This is a genomic window from Bariatricus sp. HCP28S3_F11, from assembly GCF_052065395.1.
In the GTDB taxonomy this organism is placed as follows: Bacteria; Bacillota; Clostridia; order Lachnospirales; family Lachnospiraceae; genus Allocoprococcus.
The window spans coordinates 12657-28439 of sequence record NZ_JBQHUC010000035.1 but is presented as its reverse complement, the minus strand read 5'-3'; the positions used below and the strand labels follow the sequence as shown (position 1 = coordinate 28439).

Annotated in this window: 22 protein-coding genes; 2 read left to right on the top strand and 20 right to left on the bottom strand. The window is 38.3% G+C overall.

What is annotated here, in order from left to right:
- Positions 1-43: 43 nt before the first annotated feature.
- Both ACTNBR_RS13670 and ACTNBR_RS13665 read right to left on the bottom strand, forming a co-directional pair.
- Positions 44-721, bottom strand: a complete 678-nt coding sequence (locus ACTNBR_RS13670) for a CocE/NonD family hydrolase (protein ID WP_441018702.1) — start codon at positions 719-721, stop codon at positions 44-46.
- Positions 722-1441, bottom strand: a complete 720-nt coding sequence (locus tag ACTNBR_RS13665; RefSeq protein ID WP_320813686.1) for an HXXEE domain-containing protein — start codon at positions 1439-1441, stop codon at positions 722-724.
- Positions 1442-1566: 125 nt separating this feature from the next.
- Between ACTNBR_RS13665 and ACTNBR_RS13660 the strand changes: the two genes are divergently transcribed.
- Complete coding sequence (locus ACTNBR_RS13660; RefSeq protein WP_427738644.1) at positions 1567-2130, top strand: TetR/AcrR family transcriptional regulator; 564 nt, start codon at positions 1567-1569, stop codon at positions 2128-2130.
- A 177-nt stretch (positions 2131-2307) separates the two neighbouring features.
- Here the strand turns inward: ACTNBR_RS13660 and ACTNBR_RS13655 are convergent, their stop codons facing one another.
- The 3 genes from ACTNBR_RS13655 to ACTNBR_RS13645 are packed head-to-tail and all read right to left on the bottom strand — an operon-like array spanning position 2308 to position 4468.
- Positions 2308-2856 carry a GNAT family N-acetyltransferase gene (locus ACTNBR_RS13655; RefSeq protein WP_320813684.1) on the bottom strand — a complete coding sequence of 183 codons (549 nt, stop codon included), beginning with the start codon at positions 2854-2856 and terminating at the stop codon, positions 2308-2310.
- 15 nt (positions 2857-2871) lie between these two features.
- A complete protein-coding gene (locus tag ACTNBR_RS13650) occupies positions 2872-3186 on the bottom strand; it encodes a hypothetical protein (RefSeq protein ID WP_427738642.1) in 315 nt (104 codons plus the stop codon).
- Between the two features lie 13 nt (positions 3187-3199).
- On the bottom strand, positions 3200-4468 hold the full coding sequence (locus ACTNBR_RS13645; protein WP_427738672.1) for a DNA polymerase Y family protein: 1269 nt from the start codon (positions 4466-4468) through the stop codon (positions 3200-3202).
- A 429-nt stretch (positions 4469-4897) separates the two neighbouring features.
- Here ACTNBR_RS13645 and ACTNBR_RS13640 point away from each other — a divergent pair, with 429 nt between their 5' ends.
- Positions 4898-5797 carry a DUF5688 family protein gene (locus ACTNBR_RS13640; protein WP_347375395.1) on the top strand — a complete coding sequence of 300 codons (900 nt, stop codon included), beginning with the start codon at positions 4898-4900 and terminating at the stop codon, positions 5795-5797.
- A gap of 55 nt (positions 5798-5852) precedes the next feature.
- Here ACTNBR_RS13640 and ACTNBR_RS13635 read toward each other — a convergent pair whose 3' ends face one another.
- The 15 genes from ACTNBR_RS13635 to ACTNBR_RS13565 all read right to left on the bottom strand — a co-directional run bounded on the left by ACTNBR_RS13635 (position 5853) and on the right by ACTNBR_RS13565 (position 15718).
- Positions 5853-6440, bottom strand: coding sequence for an SOS response-associated peptidase (locus ACTNBR_RS13635; protein ID WP_235251282.1), 588 nt, complete (start codon positions 6438-6440; stop codon positions 5853-5855).
- A gap of 66 nt (positions 6441-6506) precedes the next feature.
- Positions 6507-6848: a type II toxin-antitoxin system RelE/ParE family toxin gene (locus tag ACTNBR_RS13630; protein WP_235251281.1), complete on the bottom strand. Its 342-nt coding sequence runs from the start codon at positions 6846-6848 to the stop codon at positions 6507-6509.
- Positions 6849-6857: 9 nt separating this feature from the next.
- Positions 6858-7061 (bottom strand): hypothetical protein, encoded by a 204-nt coding sequence (locus ACTNBR_RS13625; RefSeq protein WP_235251279.1) that lies wholly within the window; start codon positions 7059-7061, stop codon positions 6858-6860.
- Positions 7062-7104: 43 nt separating this feature from the next.
- The gene (locus ACTNBR_RS13620) at positions 7105-7554 is read right to left on the bottom strand and encodes a hypothetical protein (RefSeq protein WP_235251278.1); all 450 of its coding nucleotides are present in this window, start codon (positions 7552-7554) and stop codon (positions 7105-7107) included.
- Positions 7541-7864, bottom strand: coding sequence for a hypothetical protein (locus ACTNBR_RS13615; RefSeq protein WP_235251277.1), 324 nt, complete (start codon positions 7862-7864; stop codon positions 7541-7543). Before ACTNBR_RS13615 ends, ACTNBR_RS13620 begins: the two co-directional genes overlap by 14 nt.
- 12 nt (positions 7865-7876) lie before the next feature.
- Positions 7877-8098, bottom strand: a complete 222-nt coding sequence (locus ACTNBR_RS13610; protein WP_154322120.1) for a DUF5348 domain-containing protein — start codon at positions 8096-8098, stop codon at positions 7877-7879.
- Between the two features lie 49 nt (positions 8099-8147).
- The gene (locus ACTNBR_RS13605; protein WP_331472910.1) at positions 8148-8357 is read right to left on the bottom strand and encodes a hypothetical protein; all 210 of its coding nucleotides are present in this window, start codon (positions 8355-8357) and stop codon (positions 8148-8150) included.
- A 15-nt stretch (positions 8358-8372) separates the two neighbouring features.
- Positions 8373-8807: a recombinase family protein gene (locus ACTNBR_RS13600; RefSeq protein ID WP_331472909.1), complete on the bottom strand. Its 435-nt coding sequence runs from the start codon at positions 8805-8807 to the stop codon at positions 8373-8375.
- Between the two features lie 222 nt (positions 8808-9029).
- Positions 9030-9419: a winged helix-turn-helix domain-containing protein gene (locus ACTNBR_RS13595; protein WP_235250839.1), complete on the bottom strand. Its 390-nt coding sequence runs from the start codon at positions 9417-9419 to the stop codon at positions 9030-9032.
- Between the two features lie 98 nt (positions 9420-9517).
- On the bottom strand, positions 9518-10942 hold the full coding sequence (locus ACTNBR_RS13590; RefSeq protein ID WP_347375394.1) for a L,D-transpeptidase family protein: 1425 nt from the start codon (positions 10940-10942) through the stop codon (positions 9518-9520).
- A gap of 1 nt (position 10943) precedes the next feature.
- The gene (locus ACTNBR_RS13585) at positions 10944-12353 is read right to left on the bottom strand and encodes a sensor histidine kinase (RefSeq protein ID WP_235250835.1); all 1410 of its coding nucleotides are present in this window, start codon (positions 12351-12353) and stop codon (positions 10944-10946) included.
- A 9-nt stretch (positions 12354-12362) separates the two neighbouring features.
- A complete protein-coding gene (locus ACTNBR_RS13580; protein WP_235250833.1) occupies positions 12363-13067 on the bottom strand; it encodes a response regulator transcription factor in 705 nt (234 codons plus the stop codon).
- Between the two features lie 23 nt (positions 13068-13090).
- Positions 13091-13318, bottom strand: a complete 228-nt coding sequence (locus tag ACTNBR_RS13575) for a hypothetical protein (protein WP_347375393.1) — start codon at positions 13316-13318, stop codon at positions 13091-13093.
- A gap of 117 nt (positions 13319-13435) precedes the next feature.
- Positions 13436-13741, bottom strand: a complete 306-nt coding sequence (locus ACTNBR_RS13570) for an ArsR/SmtB family transcription factor (protein WP_235250829.1) — start codon at positions 13739-13741, stop codon at positions 13436-13438.
- Between the two features lie 93 nt (positions 13742-13834).
- Positions 13835-15718 carry a heavy metal translocating P-type ATPase gene (locus ACTNBR_RS13565; RefSeq protein ID WP_235250827.1) on the bottom strand — a complete coding sequence of 628 codons (1884 nt, stop codon included), beginning with the start codon at positions 15716-15718 and terminating at the stop codon, positions 13835-13837.
- Between the last annotated feature and the right edge of the window lie 65 nt (positions 15719-15783).

Sequence of the window (15783 nt, the reverse complement as noted above, 5' to 3'; positions counted from 1 at the left end):
AAAAAAGCGCGCCGTAATTACAGGCACGTACAAAGAGACATCATTATGGAACTGATATAATAATTCGCTGTTTTTGTGCAGGAGACAGGAACTTTATTTTGCGAGACGACATTTGTGCGGCAACAAACCACTGGGAAATAGCAAGCCATGAATTTCCGCTCATACCGATTTTCCCATTGCACCACTGCCTACTTGCCGCCCACTCAATAATATCCGCGCCATCCCTGCCATAGTCACTACCAAAAAAGAGGATAATGCCTTCTGAATTGTACGCTCCACGCACATCAGGATTAATGATTGCATAACCGTGATTACACCAATAAGCAGGATCAGGACCTTCAAACTTTTGCAGACCCGATGTAGCATCCATAGGAATGCCGGCATGATTCGGTGTATCGTCCAGCCATTGGGAACCGATTTCTTTTCCATATGGACTCATAGCCATAATAGCCGGATGTGGTTCATCATCATTCGGACGGAAAATATCCGTATAAATTGTTACACCATCCCGCAAGGTTATTGGTACATCTCGTTCTAAAATAATGTCACAAGGCAGAGGCATATATCCTTTCAAGCGAATTGTCCCCTTTTTCAGAAGAAGAGTTTCCTGCTTGAAGCCTGTATAGCGAGCACAGGGAGAATCCACCGGCAATGCACCTCGTACTGCTACAGTCATTTCTTTTCCATTTTTATCTTGTAAAATCATCGTATTGTTCTTCATTTACTGTTCCTCCGCTTCCGGTACAAAATATTCGTATCCATTGTCCTGTTCGTATTGTTCTCCATACTTCTCATAGTAACCACGATCGGTAAATTCGTAAGGAGTGTTTTCACTGCTGAGTATCGCTTCAGGCAGATTGATTAACAAAAATCCAAGTGCCCCCGTTGCAACAATCGCAATAATCCATTGTGTAAGCTTTGGCCGATTCTCTTTTTTCTTAAACAGATGAATGGCAAGGCCAATACAGACAGGAAGGAAACCAAACAGCGAAGTAATAAGCCCTGGCGAATAAATGGTACTCATTCCATATTTGCTAAAAATCTGCATATCCTGGATTCCAATACCGATGTGCATCACCACTTCCATCGCAGAGAATAGCATGATTGCAATTCCTGCAGGCTTTTTAAATCCCCATACCCTGAGTACAACACAGCCAATGACAACTGCACCGAAGTTGGTAATCATATCGGTCAATCGGTTCATCGGATATTTGCTTAGAAGCAAAGAACCGTGATTGATGTTATAGGAATAGTGCAGTCCTCCCGGTAATACCCATTCCTCAATTACGTGCAATATCAGTACAATGACCGCCAATGTACAGAGAATATTGAGTATCGACCAGGTTTTCCTGTTTTTATAAATCAGATAGCTTAATATAACACCAATCGCTCCCATCACATACAGCCATATAGATAACCACCCTTGTATAATTGCTTCCATACCCGTCGCTCCTTTTTAATTTTATTTACGATACAATTGTAGCGGAAATAAATCTGTGATACAATTGTTTCAAACCAAGTGCTACACACAACCCAAAACTTGTAGCGAAAAAGCGGAGGAAGCATATGTATCATATCAGTAAAGATAAGCGAGCCGTTCAATCATCCGAACTTATTTATAAAGGACTGTTGGAATGTATAAAGAAAAAACCTTTTGACCAGATCACGGTGAGTGATTTGCAAAAGGTTTCCGGAGTAGCGAGAACAACGTTCTATCGGGCATTTGACAATATTTCCGATGTGCTGTATTGGAAATGCGATACTTGTTTTTATGAAGTTTTAGGAAGCTATCACCCGAAGCTGTTTCAGGGAGAACTTGATCTTGCCAGACACTATTTTGACTATTGGGTAAATCATAGTGACATATTAGAACTGTTGATGCAAATAGGCAGACAGGACATTATCTATGCCTGTCATATGAAAAATGCTGATATTTTGCAACAGCGCTTTGGAGAACTTCCTGGAATTAATATGAAACACGGCAATTATTTTATTGCTATCCGTACCGGATTTACCATCAGTATACTAACCGTCTGGCTCAAAGGCGGAAGAAAAGAAAGTGCTGATGAATTGGTGCAGATCATTGAAGAACAACTCAGTATATTGACAAAAAGTATAACAAAAAGCTAATGATACTTTTTCTTAACTTTTTTATACCTTTTTCCAAATCAATTTCTAAAAATGAATGTAATTTTTCTTATGCCTTGGTGATTACTTCTTGAACAATATTGCTCCAAAGCACTTCATCTCTATATTGAACTCGAATCAAATCTACAGTATACAAGTCGCCTATCCGGACGGCTCTTTTTATTTGTACCTGATATAGTAATCCTCAAAAGAAATATTACATTCATCTTTCGCTGTAACAAACTGATATGTTTTAACCAACGTCTTCCTTTCTTCAGCATCCTTTTGAATTTTCATGAGCAACGATGAAACCTGAAAATCATCATAAGCATGTTCAATTAGGATACTCATAAGTTCGTTTAACACTTCCTGTCTTTCGTAGTCAGATTTTAAATCTATTCTCAAAATCCCCATACGTTTCCCATCTACTGCATATTTTAAAGAAGGACAAATCTCTATTGTTCCTATCAGATAATTGGTTTCTTTGTCAAGGATGCTCCAGCGTACAAAATCCTGTACTTCATACCGCTCCAGCCAGAATTCTACACATTCTTTGAATTTTTCCAAATCTGTATAATAAAAATCATCCCCACAGCAATCTCCATTGAAAAATCTTGCCGCATCCGAATCTGAATAGCAGGAAAATAATGCCTCTGCATCTTCTCGCTTAAGTTTTCTTATAATAAAATGCTCTGTTTCATACACAGGGCAATCTATAAATGGATTCATCTTTTGTACTCCTTTCTATTCCGGGAATATCATATCCCACGTATTATTTTCCGGATGGTAACATAGGATAAAGTTCTGCATCCGATTATTCACAACTGCTCTGCAGTCATATCGATACATCAGAATACCCGCATAATGCTTCTTATCAGATTTTAGCACTTCAATATCTTTCAGTAAATGCCTGGCTCCCTCAGTATCCTCATATTTTATCATTCTGGGGATCATTTTACCGGTGCTGGTAAACCAGCAGTCTGCTGCAACCTTATGTGGCACTCCCCGAATTGCTTGCTCCTGAAGCTTTTCCTCTTCCATACCGATTGAAAATCCCATCAAATGACACCTCCTATTCTACCTTTACTTTCTTATAATCAACTGTACGTTTTTCCCGACTGATACCACCTGACATGTGATCAATCCTGCTTCCTACAAATACTGCCCGTTTTAAAGAATCCCTGCCATAACGCATCCGAATCTTATCTACAGTTGCATCCATATGCTCCAGCTTTTCATAATCCGTTGTATCAAACATATCAAGCTGCCGCATATCCATATGATCCTTAATCCTGCTGGTATGAATGCCCAGATGCCGGATTGCTTTCCCATTCCAAAGAGAATCAAAGAGCTGACATGCACAACGATGGATTTCTATCGTAATGTTGGTTGCATTATTCAATGTCATCTGATGGCTTGCATACTGAAGATCAAATGTTTTGATTCCGACGGCGATTACCTCTGCACGGACGCCTGCCGCCCGCAGTCTGGTTCCAACTGTCTCTGCCAAAGCAAGGAGAACCAGCTTGGCTGTAGATACATCTGTAACATCAAAAGCAATGGTGGTGCTGTTTCCATATCCTTTATTTGCTGGAGCTTCTGACTGAACCACAGAAACATCCATCCCGTTCGCAAATGCCCAAATCACCTCTCCATGCTTTTTCAAATGACTTTTCAGCATAATCGGATCAGACTGTGCCAGCTCACCAATCGTATGGATTCCCATATGAAACAATTTCTTTGCAGTAGCTCGCCCAACGAAGAACAGATCCGTTACCGGTAGCGACCACATTTTCATTTCAATCTCATGCTTCCATAAGGTATGGACTCGGTCAGGCTTTTGGAAATCACTTGCCATTTTCGCCAGCAGTTTATTCTCCGATATCCCGACATTCACCGTAAATCCTAATTCTTCCCTGATTTGATTCCGAATACGGTTGGCTGCAGTGACCGGTTCTCCCCACAAACTTTCGGTGCCGGTCATATCAACAAATGCCTCATCCACGCTATATTGCTCAACATCCGGAGAGTATTGCCGAAGGATCTCCATAAAAGCAGCGGAACATCTTTCATACAAACTATAATTCGGAGGAACCAATTTAAGCTGCGGACACTTTTGAAGTGCCTCCACAATACTCTCGCCGGTTTTGATATTATATTTCTTTGCCGGGATTGATTTTGCCAGGATAATTCCATGCCTCATGGCCATATCACCTCCGACAGCAGCTACTTCATCCCGCAGATCTACTTTTCCTCCTAAATGATAGAGGCGGTAAACAGCCTCCCAGGAAAGGAAGGCTGAATTCACATCAATATGAAAAATCACTTTATCCAAACTTATGTTCGCCTCCTTTTAAATTATTATATCGAACTGGTATTCTTTTTACAAGAGTGAAAATATGGAATCTACACCTCATCTGATATTTTTTACAATCATTGATGTTATAAATTCCCCGTATATACAATATATAGTTTTTGATCATTTGACATCTTCTATATATAGTGTTAAAATAATTTTGTAATCATTATTTGTGTCATCCGTAATGGATATTCACACGCAGTTTAGGTTTGTATATAAGTCAGGAGGATTTCTCTGCCATCACAGAGCAGAGCCTTCTGGCTTTTTTATTTTGCAGGAATCTGCAGCATATTAGAGAATGAACGCATTTGTGTCCATTCTCTTTTTTTGCCTAAATGCAGGAAGGAGGGAAGGACAAACGAATTATTCACAAAAATGATTGCCCAATAATTTACCAGAAGGGAGATTTTTATGAATTACAACGAATTTCAAGAAACATTACTCAAAGAACTGGAAAGCAGGCTTGATTCCCATATCAGCCTGAATCCTATCACAACGACTAAGAACAATAACACCCTGAAGCATGGAATTGAATTTTCCAATGATACATCCAATATAAGCCCTGTTTTGTATCTGGACGAATGGTATGAATTCTATCTGACCGGAAAATCTCTTTCACTGATTGCAGAAGATATTGTTGAGCTGTATCACCAGGCGGCAGATGTTTCCTTTACGGACACAGAAATGCTACTCAATTATGAAAAACTTCAAGAAAAGCTCCTCTACAAATTAGTCAATTTCAAGTCAAATCAGTCGCTACTAAAAGATGTACCGCATATTCCTTATTTGGATCTGGCAATTGTCTTTTATGTACTTTTGGACTGTAAGGATAGTAGAATGGCAACGGTTCTGATTCGAAATGAACATCTAAAGACCTGGGGAAAAGATCTAAATACCATCTTCTCAGATGCAAGAAAAAACACTCCTCGTGTCTTTCCTGCTGAACTCACACCTATGTCTGATTTTCTGCAAAATGCTTTTCCTAGCTCAAATGAGTTTATAGATTCAGACAGAGATTGTGTCATGAAATCAGAATTGTTCATACTCTCTAATGCTATAAGACAACACGGTGCTATCTGTACACTGTATGATGATCTCATGAATCAAATCGGTAAAACATTACAGGATGATTTTTTTGTCATTCCCAGCAGCGTACATGAAGTTCTGTTATTAAAAGCTTCTGATACTGACTGCATGGAATTAAACGAAATCATTCGGGAAGTCAATGAAACAATGGTCATCCCAGAAGAAATTCTTTCAGATCATGCATACTTTTATTCTCGGGATCGTAAGGAACTCCTGTGTGCTTAACCAAAAATGCCATAAAATAACACCGAGCCGCCTGATTAAATTCAGACGGCTCCTTTTACATTAAAAATAAACTCTGTTGTTCATAGTCCTGCCTTCGTGCCAACTGTGGCGGCTTTTTATGCAGTGCATATTCCAAAAACGTGTCTTCATATACCCAATCTTCCAATTCGGATCTTTCCAGAATCAACGGCATCCGATGATGCACAGGACTGACCGATTCATTTGCCTGGGTAGTTAAGATAATGAAATGGTCTTCATCCTGAAAGCGATTGTAAAAACCCGCCATGAATAAGACCGGCTGATTTTCTCTCAGGAAAGTAACTTTATTCTTATCCGGATCCCATTCATAAAACTGCTTTGCCGGAATGATACAGCGTCTGTGCATCACACTATCCCGGAACGACTTTCTTTCCAGAGCTGTTTCTGCTCTTGCATTAATCAGCAGCCCTTTTTTCTGATATTGCGGAAAGCCCCATAACATTTCTTCTGCCAGAAGATGTGGTTTCCTTCCGGTGATCACAGTTGCAGACTGAGAGGGATAAATATCACCCCTGCGCTCTCTTCTCAGTTTCTCATCCACCTCCCGGACCACTTTTTCTATTTCTCTGGCTGTATCATCATCCACATAATATCGTCCACACATTCCAATCTCTCCTCGTTTCGCAAGATCACTGATAGAAAAAGACAGCACAAAATGCTGCCTTATCCTCTATGAATTTCTCTTTATCCAGCGTTTTATTATGTATTCCCAATCCATACCATCCTGAAGCACACGAAGAATTGTAACCGTTGCAGTTCTTTCATCAATAGTATAAAACAGCAAATGATTACTTTGTGGCTTCATATAGATATTGTAACCTCGATACTGAAACCCTGTCGTTTCATATCCTGTCGGAAATACTTTTAATTGCATTGCTGCTGCTTTTATCTTTTGCGAAAAGCTTTCTGCATATTCACGATATTTGAAATGCTGGAGAATATATTTCTTTTTCTCTTTCACATCACGCTTACCGCTTTCAGCAATTACAACACGGTATTTCTTATTTTCCATTTGCGTTCCTTATACTGCGTCGATTTCCTCCCAGGCTTCCTCGATGGTCTGCACTCTGCCATTTTCCATATCGTCAATCGCCTCGTCCAGCTTTGCCAGCAGAACATCCATTGCATGATCAATTGTATAAGTTGCTTCTTGAGATTTTGTAGCCTGTGCCAATGCCATAACCATCACCCTTTCTCCACGGAAAATCTTTACTATCTTTATCATACTACTATCTGATGGAAATATCCATTTCTTTTTCATTTGGGATTCATGCACAACATTCAACCCTATTCTTATTTCTTTTGTATTGTACAATGTAAAGTAATTTCATATTAGGATCACTGAACTGTCTTTTAATCCCAGTTATATAATACTGATAATCCCTGCTAAAAAATCTGCCTTGAAGCCCCACTAATTGTTCTGCAATCTTTTCTGTTTCTTCAGAAATCAACGGATAGTTTTCGTATTTACCAGTCTTCAATGATTTTTTATGAATCTTTCTAACAACTATCTCGGAGGGTTTCAGATCATAAATATCACGCATTCTTAATCCGGTTTCTGCAGCAATCCGCAGAAATAAGATGCTTCCCAAATCATGTTGCTCATACAATTTTTGTAAAGCCACCATATATTGTTCTTTGATCTCTTGATCCGATAGCGGTATTCTCTTATTCAACAGCCTGTTTCCACATGATTTTCTGTAATTATTGTAGTACATTCACATTTTCCTCCGCTCGTTTCAACGGTTTCAAAAGAGACTCTGCATTACTGATAAACTGTTCCTTTGATTGATCCGCTATATAGATTTCCCATAATTGTTTATGTATCACTCTTACAGTAATTCCATTGCACTGATTCTCTAACATCTTCAGAAATGGAAAAATCATCGTTTTTTGAATATCCTTCCCTTCAAGTACATGATGTTCCTCCTGTCCGTACACCTCATATAGACATTCCAATATAATATTCATATCTGTCACAAACTTTATCATTGGTTTTTCATACTTCCTTTTCTGCACGGCTGCCATCTGAAACTCCTTTCACATCCGGACGGTTAATCCATCAAGCCTTTTCAGCGGCAGTCCCACCAGATACCAGTCTTCATCCATTTCAATCCGGACCGGCACCCAGACATCATTAATTTTTACTTCAAAACATTCTCCACAATGCAGACCGCCATAATATGATTCCATTCCAAATCGGATATCATAACGTCCACTTTCCTTGTCATAAAAAAGATTACCTTCTCGTTTCTCGCTCATTCTATTATTCCTCCTGAAAAATTATCTTTTATACTTAGTAATAGTGACGTTAATCTGATGATTGCAAAATCTCAGGATGTTTTTCTAAATATTTTTTTCGATAGCGATAAAACGTCGTGTGGGATAATCCTAATTCTTTCCGAAGCTCTGTCGGTGTAATCTCTCCGGCAATTACTTTTGAAAATGCTGCATCAAACTTATCTTCTCCGATTGCTGCAGGTCTTCCATAATCATCCCATTCTCCTCGGAGCTTCTTCATTTCTATGCCTTCTCTCTAGCGCTTTTCTTTTTTCTCAATTTCTGCCTGTGCCATAGAAGCATAAAGTTCCAGCATCATATTATTGATGGTTTCCATCATAAGACAAGCCATGGTGTTATCCATTTTTGACATATCCATCAATGTAGTCGGCAACTCCAGAACCATTAGCCGCACGCCCATTTCCTGCAGTTGTCGAATCTGCTCCATGGTATCCTTCTTATTCCTGCCCAACCGGTCCAATTCCGTAATAATCAAAATATCTCCTGACCGCAGAACATCTTCTACCAGCACAGTGTATCTTGGTCTGTTGAAATTCTTTCCTGTCTGCTGATCCGTAAAGATATTTTTCAGCTCCATTTCGTGTTCCTTACAGAATTGCCGTATCTCCTGAATTCCTCTGTCAAGATGCTGGTCCCTAGTGCTGGTCCTGTGATAACCATATACAGCCATTTTGCACTCTCCCTTCTGCAAATGTTCCAAAATGTAGGCATTTCTTCTGGAATATTCCAAAAGGAATTATCCATACATTTCGGTACAAAATTCACGTCTCTTTTTCCATATTCCAAATTGTGTACTTTTTGAAATATGCTTAACTATTCTGTATGTAATAGGAAAGGAAAACGCAACCTCTAAGCAAAATAATATCCCTGACTCTAGGATTTAGATTTCAATTTACCCAACAAATTTGTATCCACTGTTTATCACTGTCTCTATATAACCGTTTCCAATTTTTCTTCGAATCTGGCTGATCACATTTGCCACAGCACTTCCGCAATATTCCTGATCTTCTTTCCAGACAGCTTCATAAATCTGTTCTTTTGAAATCACCCATCCAGGATGTAATGCCAGATAAGAAAGGGTCTGAAACTCTAAATGAGAAAGAGAAATAAATCTACCATTTTGGAAAATCATCTGTTTCTGAAGATGAATTTCCAACTGAGAGAAAGTAAGTATATTGGGATCATGAGTCATTGTAGCGGATTCTGCATTTGGCAATGAAACCAGAACAGTCTCTGTAATATTCCCCGACTTTCCAATCTTCCTCATTACAATCTCTATCATTTCTTTCAACACCACCACCCACTATTTCACTTCAAATCATGTGATATCCCTAAGGTTCTATTTCAACAAAAATTTAAAAAAGTTATTGTATCTATTCATCAATAAATAATAATCGGATAACCTGCTTCAATCGTATCATAAATAATTTTTGCCTGTTCTTTAGGAAGATTGATGCAACCATGACTTCCCTTTGTCTTATATAACTCGCCACCAAATGCATCCTGCCAGTCCGCATCATGGAGTCCCTGTCCATACACAAACGGCATCCAATATTCCACTTCTACCTCATATCCATAAATATCACTGCTCAGTGTAAATGGCCTTGCTTTATATGCAATTGGCCATGACCCACGATACGTCTGTAATCCCTCACTAGGAAGTCCGCTGATAATATCTGTTTCTGTAACAAGCTTTCCATTTTTATAAAGCCATAAATATTGTTTATCTAAACTTACTTCTATGTAACTTCCCTGAAGATCATCACTTCCGTTCCTCCTCAACCCCTGTTTACTGTAAACCGGTTCTCGTTTTACATCACTACCACTCTTTATATCTTCTAACAACTTCTGCAATTCCGCATCTTTGTCAATCCAGTAACCATATTCATTTCCACTGATAATTACTTTTTCTCCAAAAGAAGTCTTAAAAGAACGAGGCACGTACATTGTGTTATATTTTGAAGACAATTCTTTAACAAAAGCTACTACGTCTTCTTCCTTAACACTTATACTGTCCCCACTGACAATTAACCATGAACATATTTTTTCATTGTCCAAAACTTCGACAGTATCGCCAAATATATAAGAAACCGTTGTTGTCCGGTATTGCAAAAGCTGTCTGTTTAATTCTTCTAATTTTCTATTTAGATCACTTTCTTCTGATGATACAGCTGTCTGATATACCTGACGATTTATTTTTATTTCTAAACGACTAGAGATCAGCTGTTCTTCAAAGTCTTCTGCTAAAGCATTATACACTTGTTCAACCAACTTCTTTTTGTCAATCTGATTACCTTGTATTTCATCCACTAAAATAAATGCTTCTTTCTGTTTGTCGTAAACGATATAAGCATCTGATGATTCTATTCGTTCTCCTAAATTGAAATCCTCGATATTCAAAACATCTTCCAACTTATTTTCCATTTTAATTTCATACTCTATCGAATAATTCTTTCTTTTTTCAATCAGGCCACGCTTTTGGTCTCTTTGTTTTTTTATTTTCAAAAGTTCTTTCTTCAATAAAGACGGCTCCAGTGCATATCCCATATTTCCCACTGTCGTCTCAAATATGTTTTTCCCATTTTCCTGGAAAACAACTTCTTTATTTCGAAATGTCTCTTCAATCTCTTTTACTGCCTGTTCCAGGGTACATTTCGAAATATCCATTCCATATATGGATATTCCGCATCCCATTGTTTCTTCATCCACCTTTTTTTCATAAATAGCCAGTACAATTCCAAGAAGCATCATACATAAAATACTACTCAGTAAAAAATATATTAACTTTAATTTTCTACATTTCATTTCATAACTTCGCCTCTTTTTCTATTCTTTTGGGCAAAGTAATAAAAAATAAGGTTCTTATGTCTCTGTTTTCTGCCCAAATTTTCCCACCGTGTCGTTCAACAATTGCTTTTGTTATTGACAATCCAATCCCCATTCCTCCAGTTTTTGAATTTCTCGATTTATCTACTCTATAAAAGCGCTCAAACAGATGTGGCAGACATTCTTTGGGAATTGGATTTCCTATATTTTCTACTTGGATTTCAATCATATAATCCATTTCTAAATACCTTATCCAAATGGCTGTTTGGGGTTCGGCATACCTTATTGCGTTACCAATTAGATTAACCATACATTGCATAATACGCGCCCTGTCTCCCCAAATTATATCGCCATGCTTTATACACAAGTTAAATGTCAGATTTTTCTTATCCAATTGAACATCAAAATTGTAGTATAACTGCTTACACATATCATAAAAATCAAAATCCTCGTATCTAAGTATTCCCTTCCGATTCTCCAACAAATACAGTTCCTGGAGTTGCTTCACAATCCCTGACAGTCTGAGAATCTCTTCTCTACAGCTTTCCAAACGTTCTCCTGTTGGCTCCCATATACCATCAATCATCGCTTCCAAATGACTCTGTATGTTGGTTAAGGGTGTCCTAAGCTCATGAGCTACATCCGCAGTAATCTGCTGCTTTTGTTCTTCCTCTTTTTTCAATGTTTGCGACATTTCATTAATTGCAGTAATCAGCTGTTGAGTCTCTGCAGTACGGCTTGTTACCAAAGACTTTACTCCATATTCACCATTCGCTATTTTTTCCGCCACCCGGACAGCATCTGAAATTGGTTCCGCTATTTTTCGTGCCATGATTCCTCCCATTATAATAGCTATTACAACAAACACCCCACCAATAACTACAAAACAGATGTTGAGATTATTCATCAAACGCAGTTCCTCATCAGAAAAAGAATACGGTCCATAATAGCCAACCGTAAGTTTTCCAACGCTTTTATTTTCATAAGACAGAGTATATATTTCTTCCTGATATTTACCCTGAAAATTAAAATATCTGCTACGCATATTACTCTCAGCATGTTCTAAAACAAGTTGACATTCTTCACTCTTGTGTGTTTGAATATCCCAATCCATTTCTCCACCTTTTGTTTCCAAATGGATAAAAACCCCATTTTGCATTGCAGCATTTCCTATAACTTCTACCTGTTCCTGACTAAAACTTCCAGTTTCCGCATCATATAAGTCCTGTAATTCATTCACGATATTGGATATTCTCTGTTCCTGCTGTCGTTTAGCATAATTTTCAAATTCTCTCTCCATATTAAATATAAACGCAACAGCAATGGAACAGATGACGGCAATAGAAATCAAAGAATATGTCAAAATCAATTTACTCTTAATGGTTTTCATATTCACCTCTTATAACACAAATTTATATCCAACACCGTACACTGTCACAAAATATCTAGGCATCTTTCCATCTGGTTCCACTTTCTGTCGTATACTTTTTATGTAAGTATCAATACTCCGATCATATCCCGCAAATTCATCCTCCAATGCATAAGATATAATCTGTTCCCTGCTAAATACACGGTTTGGTGACCTAACCAATAGTTCAAAAATTTTATATTCTGTCGGTGTAAGATGGATTTCCTCCCCCTGCTTTTCTACCTTCCGATATGTAAAATCCACTGTAATATAATGATTTCCTATGATTACAACATCCTGCTTATTTTCCTCCATCCTTTTCTGAGTGCGCCTTAACACCGTCTCTACTCTGGCCAATACATTCCTTGGACTAAAAGGCTTAACAATATAATCATCCGCACCAATCTGCAGACCCCTGACCATATTATTTTCTTCTATTTTTGCAGTCAACATAATGATAGGTATATCCTGCTTCTGATGAATCATCTGGCAGACATCTTCTCCCATAATATCCGGTAGCATCAAATCCAAAATAATCAAATCCGGCTTCAGTTCCTCTGCCGCCTCTATTGCTTTCTGTCCACTATGTACTGACTTTGTTTGATATCCTGCATTTTTTAAATATGCTTCCAACACTTCCGTAATCTTGATCTCATCATCTACAATCAATACCGTCCTTTTTTTTGTACTTTCCATTAGTTCCATATCCTGTCCTCGCTTCAATCTACCTCTATAATCGTAACTCTATAGTCCAATATAGATGTGATGGTAATAATCGCATTTATAATCCTCGGCATAGATACGTAATCTGCTTCAAGAATCATTTGCCCCGTCTCAAAATAAATTTCTATTTTATTTATTCCTACAATCTTCTTTAGTTCCTCACATATCCTATCTGCAGAATCTTTATTGTTCAGTCCCTGAATCATAAATATTCGCCTTTCCATAAAATAATCTCACCTCTCATATAGGAATATTTTCACATGTAACCTAATTAATCTTGTTCGTTTTACTATATCAGAATGATGTGGGGATTATGTGGAGATTAAGCTAATAAACTTTCACTATTTCCGGGCTGTAACAATTTCTATTCCTAACTTGGTAACCAAACTCACATGGCAATCAGATACAGAATAATATATCTGCTTGCCCTCTCTGCGTCTTCTTATGAGTTTATGAGCTTTTAATATATTTAACTGATGGGATACCGTAGACTGTGATGCATTGAGATAACCTGTCAACTCACTGACACAAATTTCTCTGTCAGACAGCAAAAAAAGTAACTGAAGCCTTGTAGGTTCACCCAACACCTTAAAAAATTCAGCCAATTGACTATAATCAACCTGAACCGTATCGTATACATTTTTCATTTGTATATTTATTCTCCTAAAAAAGGCGCAGTCTTTTGGTGTCTGCGCCTATATATTTAAGTTTATTACAAGTCAAACATTAATCGTTAATTATCATAGATTGTGTACTCTCAAAGCACGTATTGCATTCAATACTGCGATTACTGTCACCCCTACATCAGCAAAAATTGCCATCCACATATTTGCAATACCAACCACACCCAAACCAAGGCAAACAAATTTTACAACTAAAGCAAATACAATATTCTGATAAACTATAGAGATGCACTTTCTAGAAATTTTAATCCCTTTAGCAATCTTCATTGGATCATCATCCATTAATACCACATCTGCTGCTTCTATAGCCGCATCGGATCCCATTGCTCCCATAGCAATTCCTATGTCGGCACGTCCAAGCACCGGAGCGTCATTGATGCCATCGCCTACAAAAGCTAGCTTCGCTTTTTTCCCTTTCTGTTCTAACAATCGTTCCACTTGAGTAACCTTATCGCTAGGCAGTAATTCACTGTGGACTTCATCTATGCCAAGGTCAGAAGCAACTTTTTCAGCAACCCTCTTTGCGTCTCCTGTAAGCATAACAGTCTTTTCAACTCCAGCTTTTTTCAATTCCGCAATTGCCTTTTTAGAATTTGGCTTTTCAATATCAGAGATTACAATATGACCAGCATATGCCCCATCAATTGCTACATGAATGATAGTTCCAACTGAATGGCAGTCCACATACGGAATATTCAGCCTTTTCATCAACTTAGGATTACCGACCGCCACTTCAATGCCGTCTACTTTTGCGATCAATCCATGTCCGCTGATTTCTTCAATATCTGTCACACGACTACGGTTAATTTCTTTTCCATAGGCCCGCTGAAGGCTCTTGCTAATCGGATGGGAGGAAGAACATTCTGTCAAAGCTGCGTATTCTAAAAGTTTCTCCTGCTCCATCTCATTGTGATGAATACCGCTCACCTCAAATACTCCTTGAGTCAGTGTCCCTGTCTTGTCAAAAACTACAACTTTCGTCTGGGATAATGTTTCCATATAATTTGAGCCTTTAATCAGAACACCTTCTTTGCTGGCTCCACCTATTCCAGCGAAAAAACTGAGTGGCACACTAACTACTAATGCACACGGACAGCTAATTACAAGAAATGTAAGCGCACTATAAATCCAGTTTGCCCAGTTTGCCGCATTTCCTGTAATTAAATTAAAAACAGGTGGTAAAACTGCCAGCAACAGTGCAGCAATACATACTGCTGGTGTATAAATTTTTGCAAATTTAGAAATAAAATTCTCCGAATGTGACTTACGAGAGCTAGAATCCTCCACTAGCTGCAAGATTTTAGAAACTGTTGATTCTCCAAATTCTTTTGTAGTCTGGATTTTCAGTACCCCTGTCATATTGATACATCCACTGATTACCTCGTCTCCCTCACCGGCCTCTCTTGGCATGCTTTCTCCGGTAAGTGCGCTGGTGTTCAAAGCTGAAGTTCCTTCTATGATAACTCCATCAATAGGAACTTTTTCACCCGGCTGTACCACGATCACGTTTCCAATACCAACCTCATCTGGATCAACCTTTTTCAACTTCCCATCACGTTCAATATTTGCATAATCTGGTCTGATGTCCATGAGGGCAGTAATGTTTCTGCGGCTTTTACCCACAGCGTAACTTTGGAACAATTCTCCTACTTGATAGAACAGCATAACAGCAATTGCTTCACTATAATCACCACTCTTTTCATAAGTAGCAAGTGCAATAGCACCGACTGTCGCCACAGCCATCAAAAAATTTTCATCAAACACCTGACCGTTCACAATTCCCTTTCCGGCCTTCCGTAATATATCATAGCCAATCACCAAATATGTCGCCATATAAAGTACTATATTTATAAATCCATTAAACGGCAGGAGTTTTAAACCTACCACCATGACCGCCGAAATAAGAATCCGAACCAGCATTTTTTTCTGCTTCTTTGTCATAACGAAGCCTCCTTTCAATTTAATATTTGCTTATTTGTTGAATTATATACTTCAAATCAGCGCCC

Bases quoted from the DNA above. Each gene is read 5' to 3' on its own strand.
- ACTNBR_RS13670 (WP_441018702.1), bottom strand. From the start codon at position 721: ATGAAGAACAATACGATGATTTTACAAGATAAAAATGGAAAAGAAATG.
- ACTNBR_RS13665 (WP_320813686.1), bottom strand. From the start codon at position 1,441: ATGGAAGCAATTATACAAGGGTGGTTATCTATATGGCTGTATGTGATG.
- ACTNBR_RS13660 (WP_427738644.1), top strand. From the start codon at position 1,567: ATGTATCATATCAGTAAAGATAAGCGAGCCGTTCAATCATCCGAACTT.
- ACTNBR_RS13655 (WP_320813684.1), bottom strand. From the start codon at position 2,856: ATGAATCCATTTATAGATTGCCCTGTGTATGAAACAGAGCATTTTATT.
- ACTNBR_RS13650 (WP_427738642.1), bottom strand. From the start codon at position 3,186: ATGGGATTTTCAATCGGTATGGAAGAGGAAAAGCTTCAGGAGCAAGCA.
- ACTNBR_RS13640 (WP_347375395.1), top strand. From the start codon at position 4,898: ATGAATTACAACGAATTTCAAGAAACATTACTCAAAGAACTGGAAAGC.
- ACTNBR_RS13635 (WP_235251282.1), bottom strand. From the start codon at position 6,440: ATGTGTGGACGATATTATGTGGATGATGATACAGCCAGAGAAATAGAA.
- ACTNBR_RS13630 (WP_235251281.1), bottom strand. From the start codon at position 6,848: ATGGAAAATAAGAAATACCGTGTTGTAATTGCTGAAAGCGGTAAGCGT.
- ACTNBR_RS13625 (WP_235251279.1), bottom strand. From the start codon at position 7,061: ATGATAAAGATAGTAAAGATTTTCCGTGGAGAAAGGGTGATGGTTATG.
- ACTNBR_RS13620 (WP_235251278.1), bottom strand. From the start codon at position 7,554: ATGTACTACAATAATTACAGAAAATCATGTGGAAACAGGCTGTTGAAT.
- ACTNBR_RS13615 (WP_235251277.1), bottom strand. From the start codon at position 7,864: ATGGCAGCCGTGCAGAAAAGGAAGTATGAAAAACCAATGATAAAGTTT.
- ACTNBR_RS13610 (WP_154322120.1), bottom strand. From the start codon at position 8,098: ATGAGCGAGAAACGAGAAGGTAATCTTTTTTATGACAAGGAAAGTGGA.
- ACTNBR_RS13605 (WP_331472910.1), bottom strand. From the start codon at position 8,357: ATGAAGAAGCTCCGAGGAGAATGGGATGATTATGGAAGACCTGCAGCA.
- ACTNBR_RS13600 (WP_331472909.1), bottom strand. From the start codon at position 8,807: ATGGCTGTATATGGTTATCACAGGACCAGCACTAGGGACCAGCATCTT.
- ACTNBR_RS13595 (WP_235250839.1), bottom strand. From the start codon at position 9,419: ATGATAGAGATTGTAATGAGGAAGATTGGAAAGTCGGGGAATATTACA.
- ACTNBR_RS13590 (WP_347375394.1), bottom strand. From the start codon at position 10,942: ATGAAATGTAGAAAATTAAAGTTAATATATTTTTTACTGAGTAGTATT.
- ACTNBR_RS13585 (WP_235250835.1), bottom strand. From the start codon at position 12,353: ATGAAAACCATTAAGAGTAAATTGATTTTGACATATTCTTTGATTTCT.
- ACTNBR_RS13580 (WP_235250833.1), bottom strand. From the start codon at position 13,067: ATGGAAAGTACAAAAAAAAGGACGGTATTGATTGTAGATGATGAGATC.
- ACTNBR_RS13575 (WP_347375393.1), bottom strand. From the start codon at position 13,318: ATGGAAAGGCGAATATTTATGATTCAGGGACTGAACAATAAAGATTCT.
- ACTNBR_RS13570 (WP_235250829.1), bottom strand. From the start codon at position 13,741: ATGAAAAATGTATACGATACGGTTCAGGTTGATTATAGTCAATTGGCT.
- ACTNBR_RS13565 (WP_235250827.1), bottom strand. From the start codon at position 15,718: ATGACAAAGAAGCAGAAAAAAATGCTGGTTCGGATTCTTATTTCGGCG.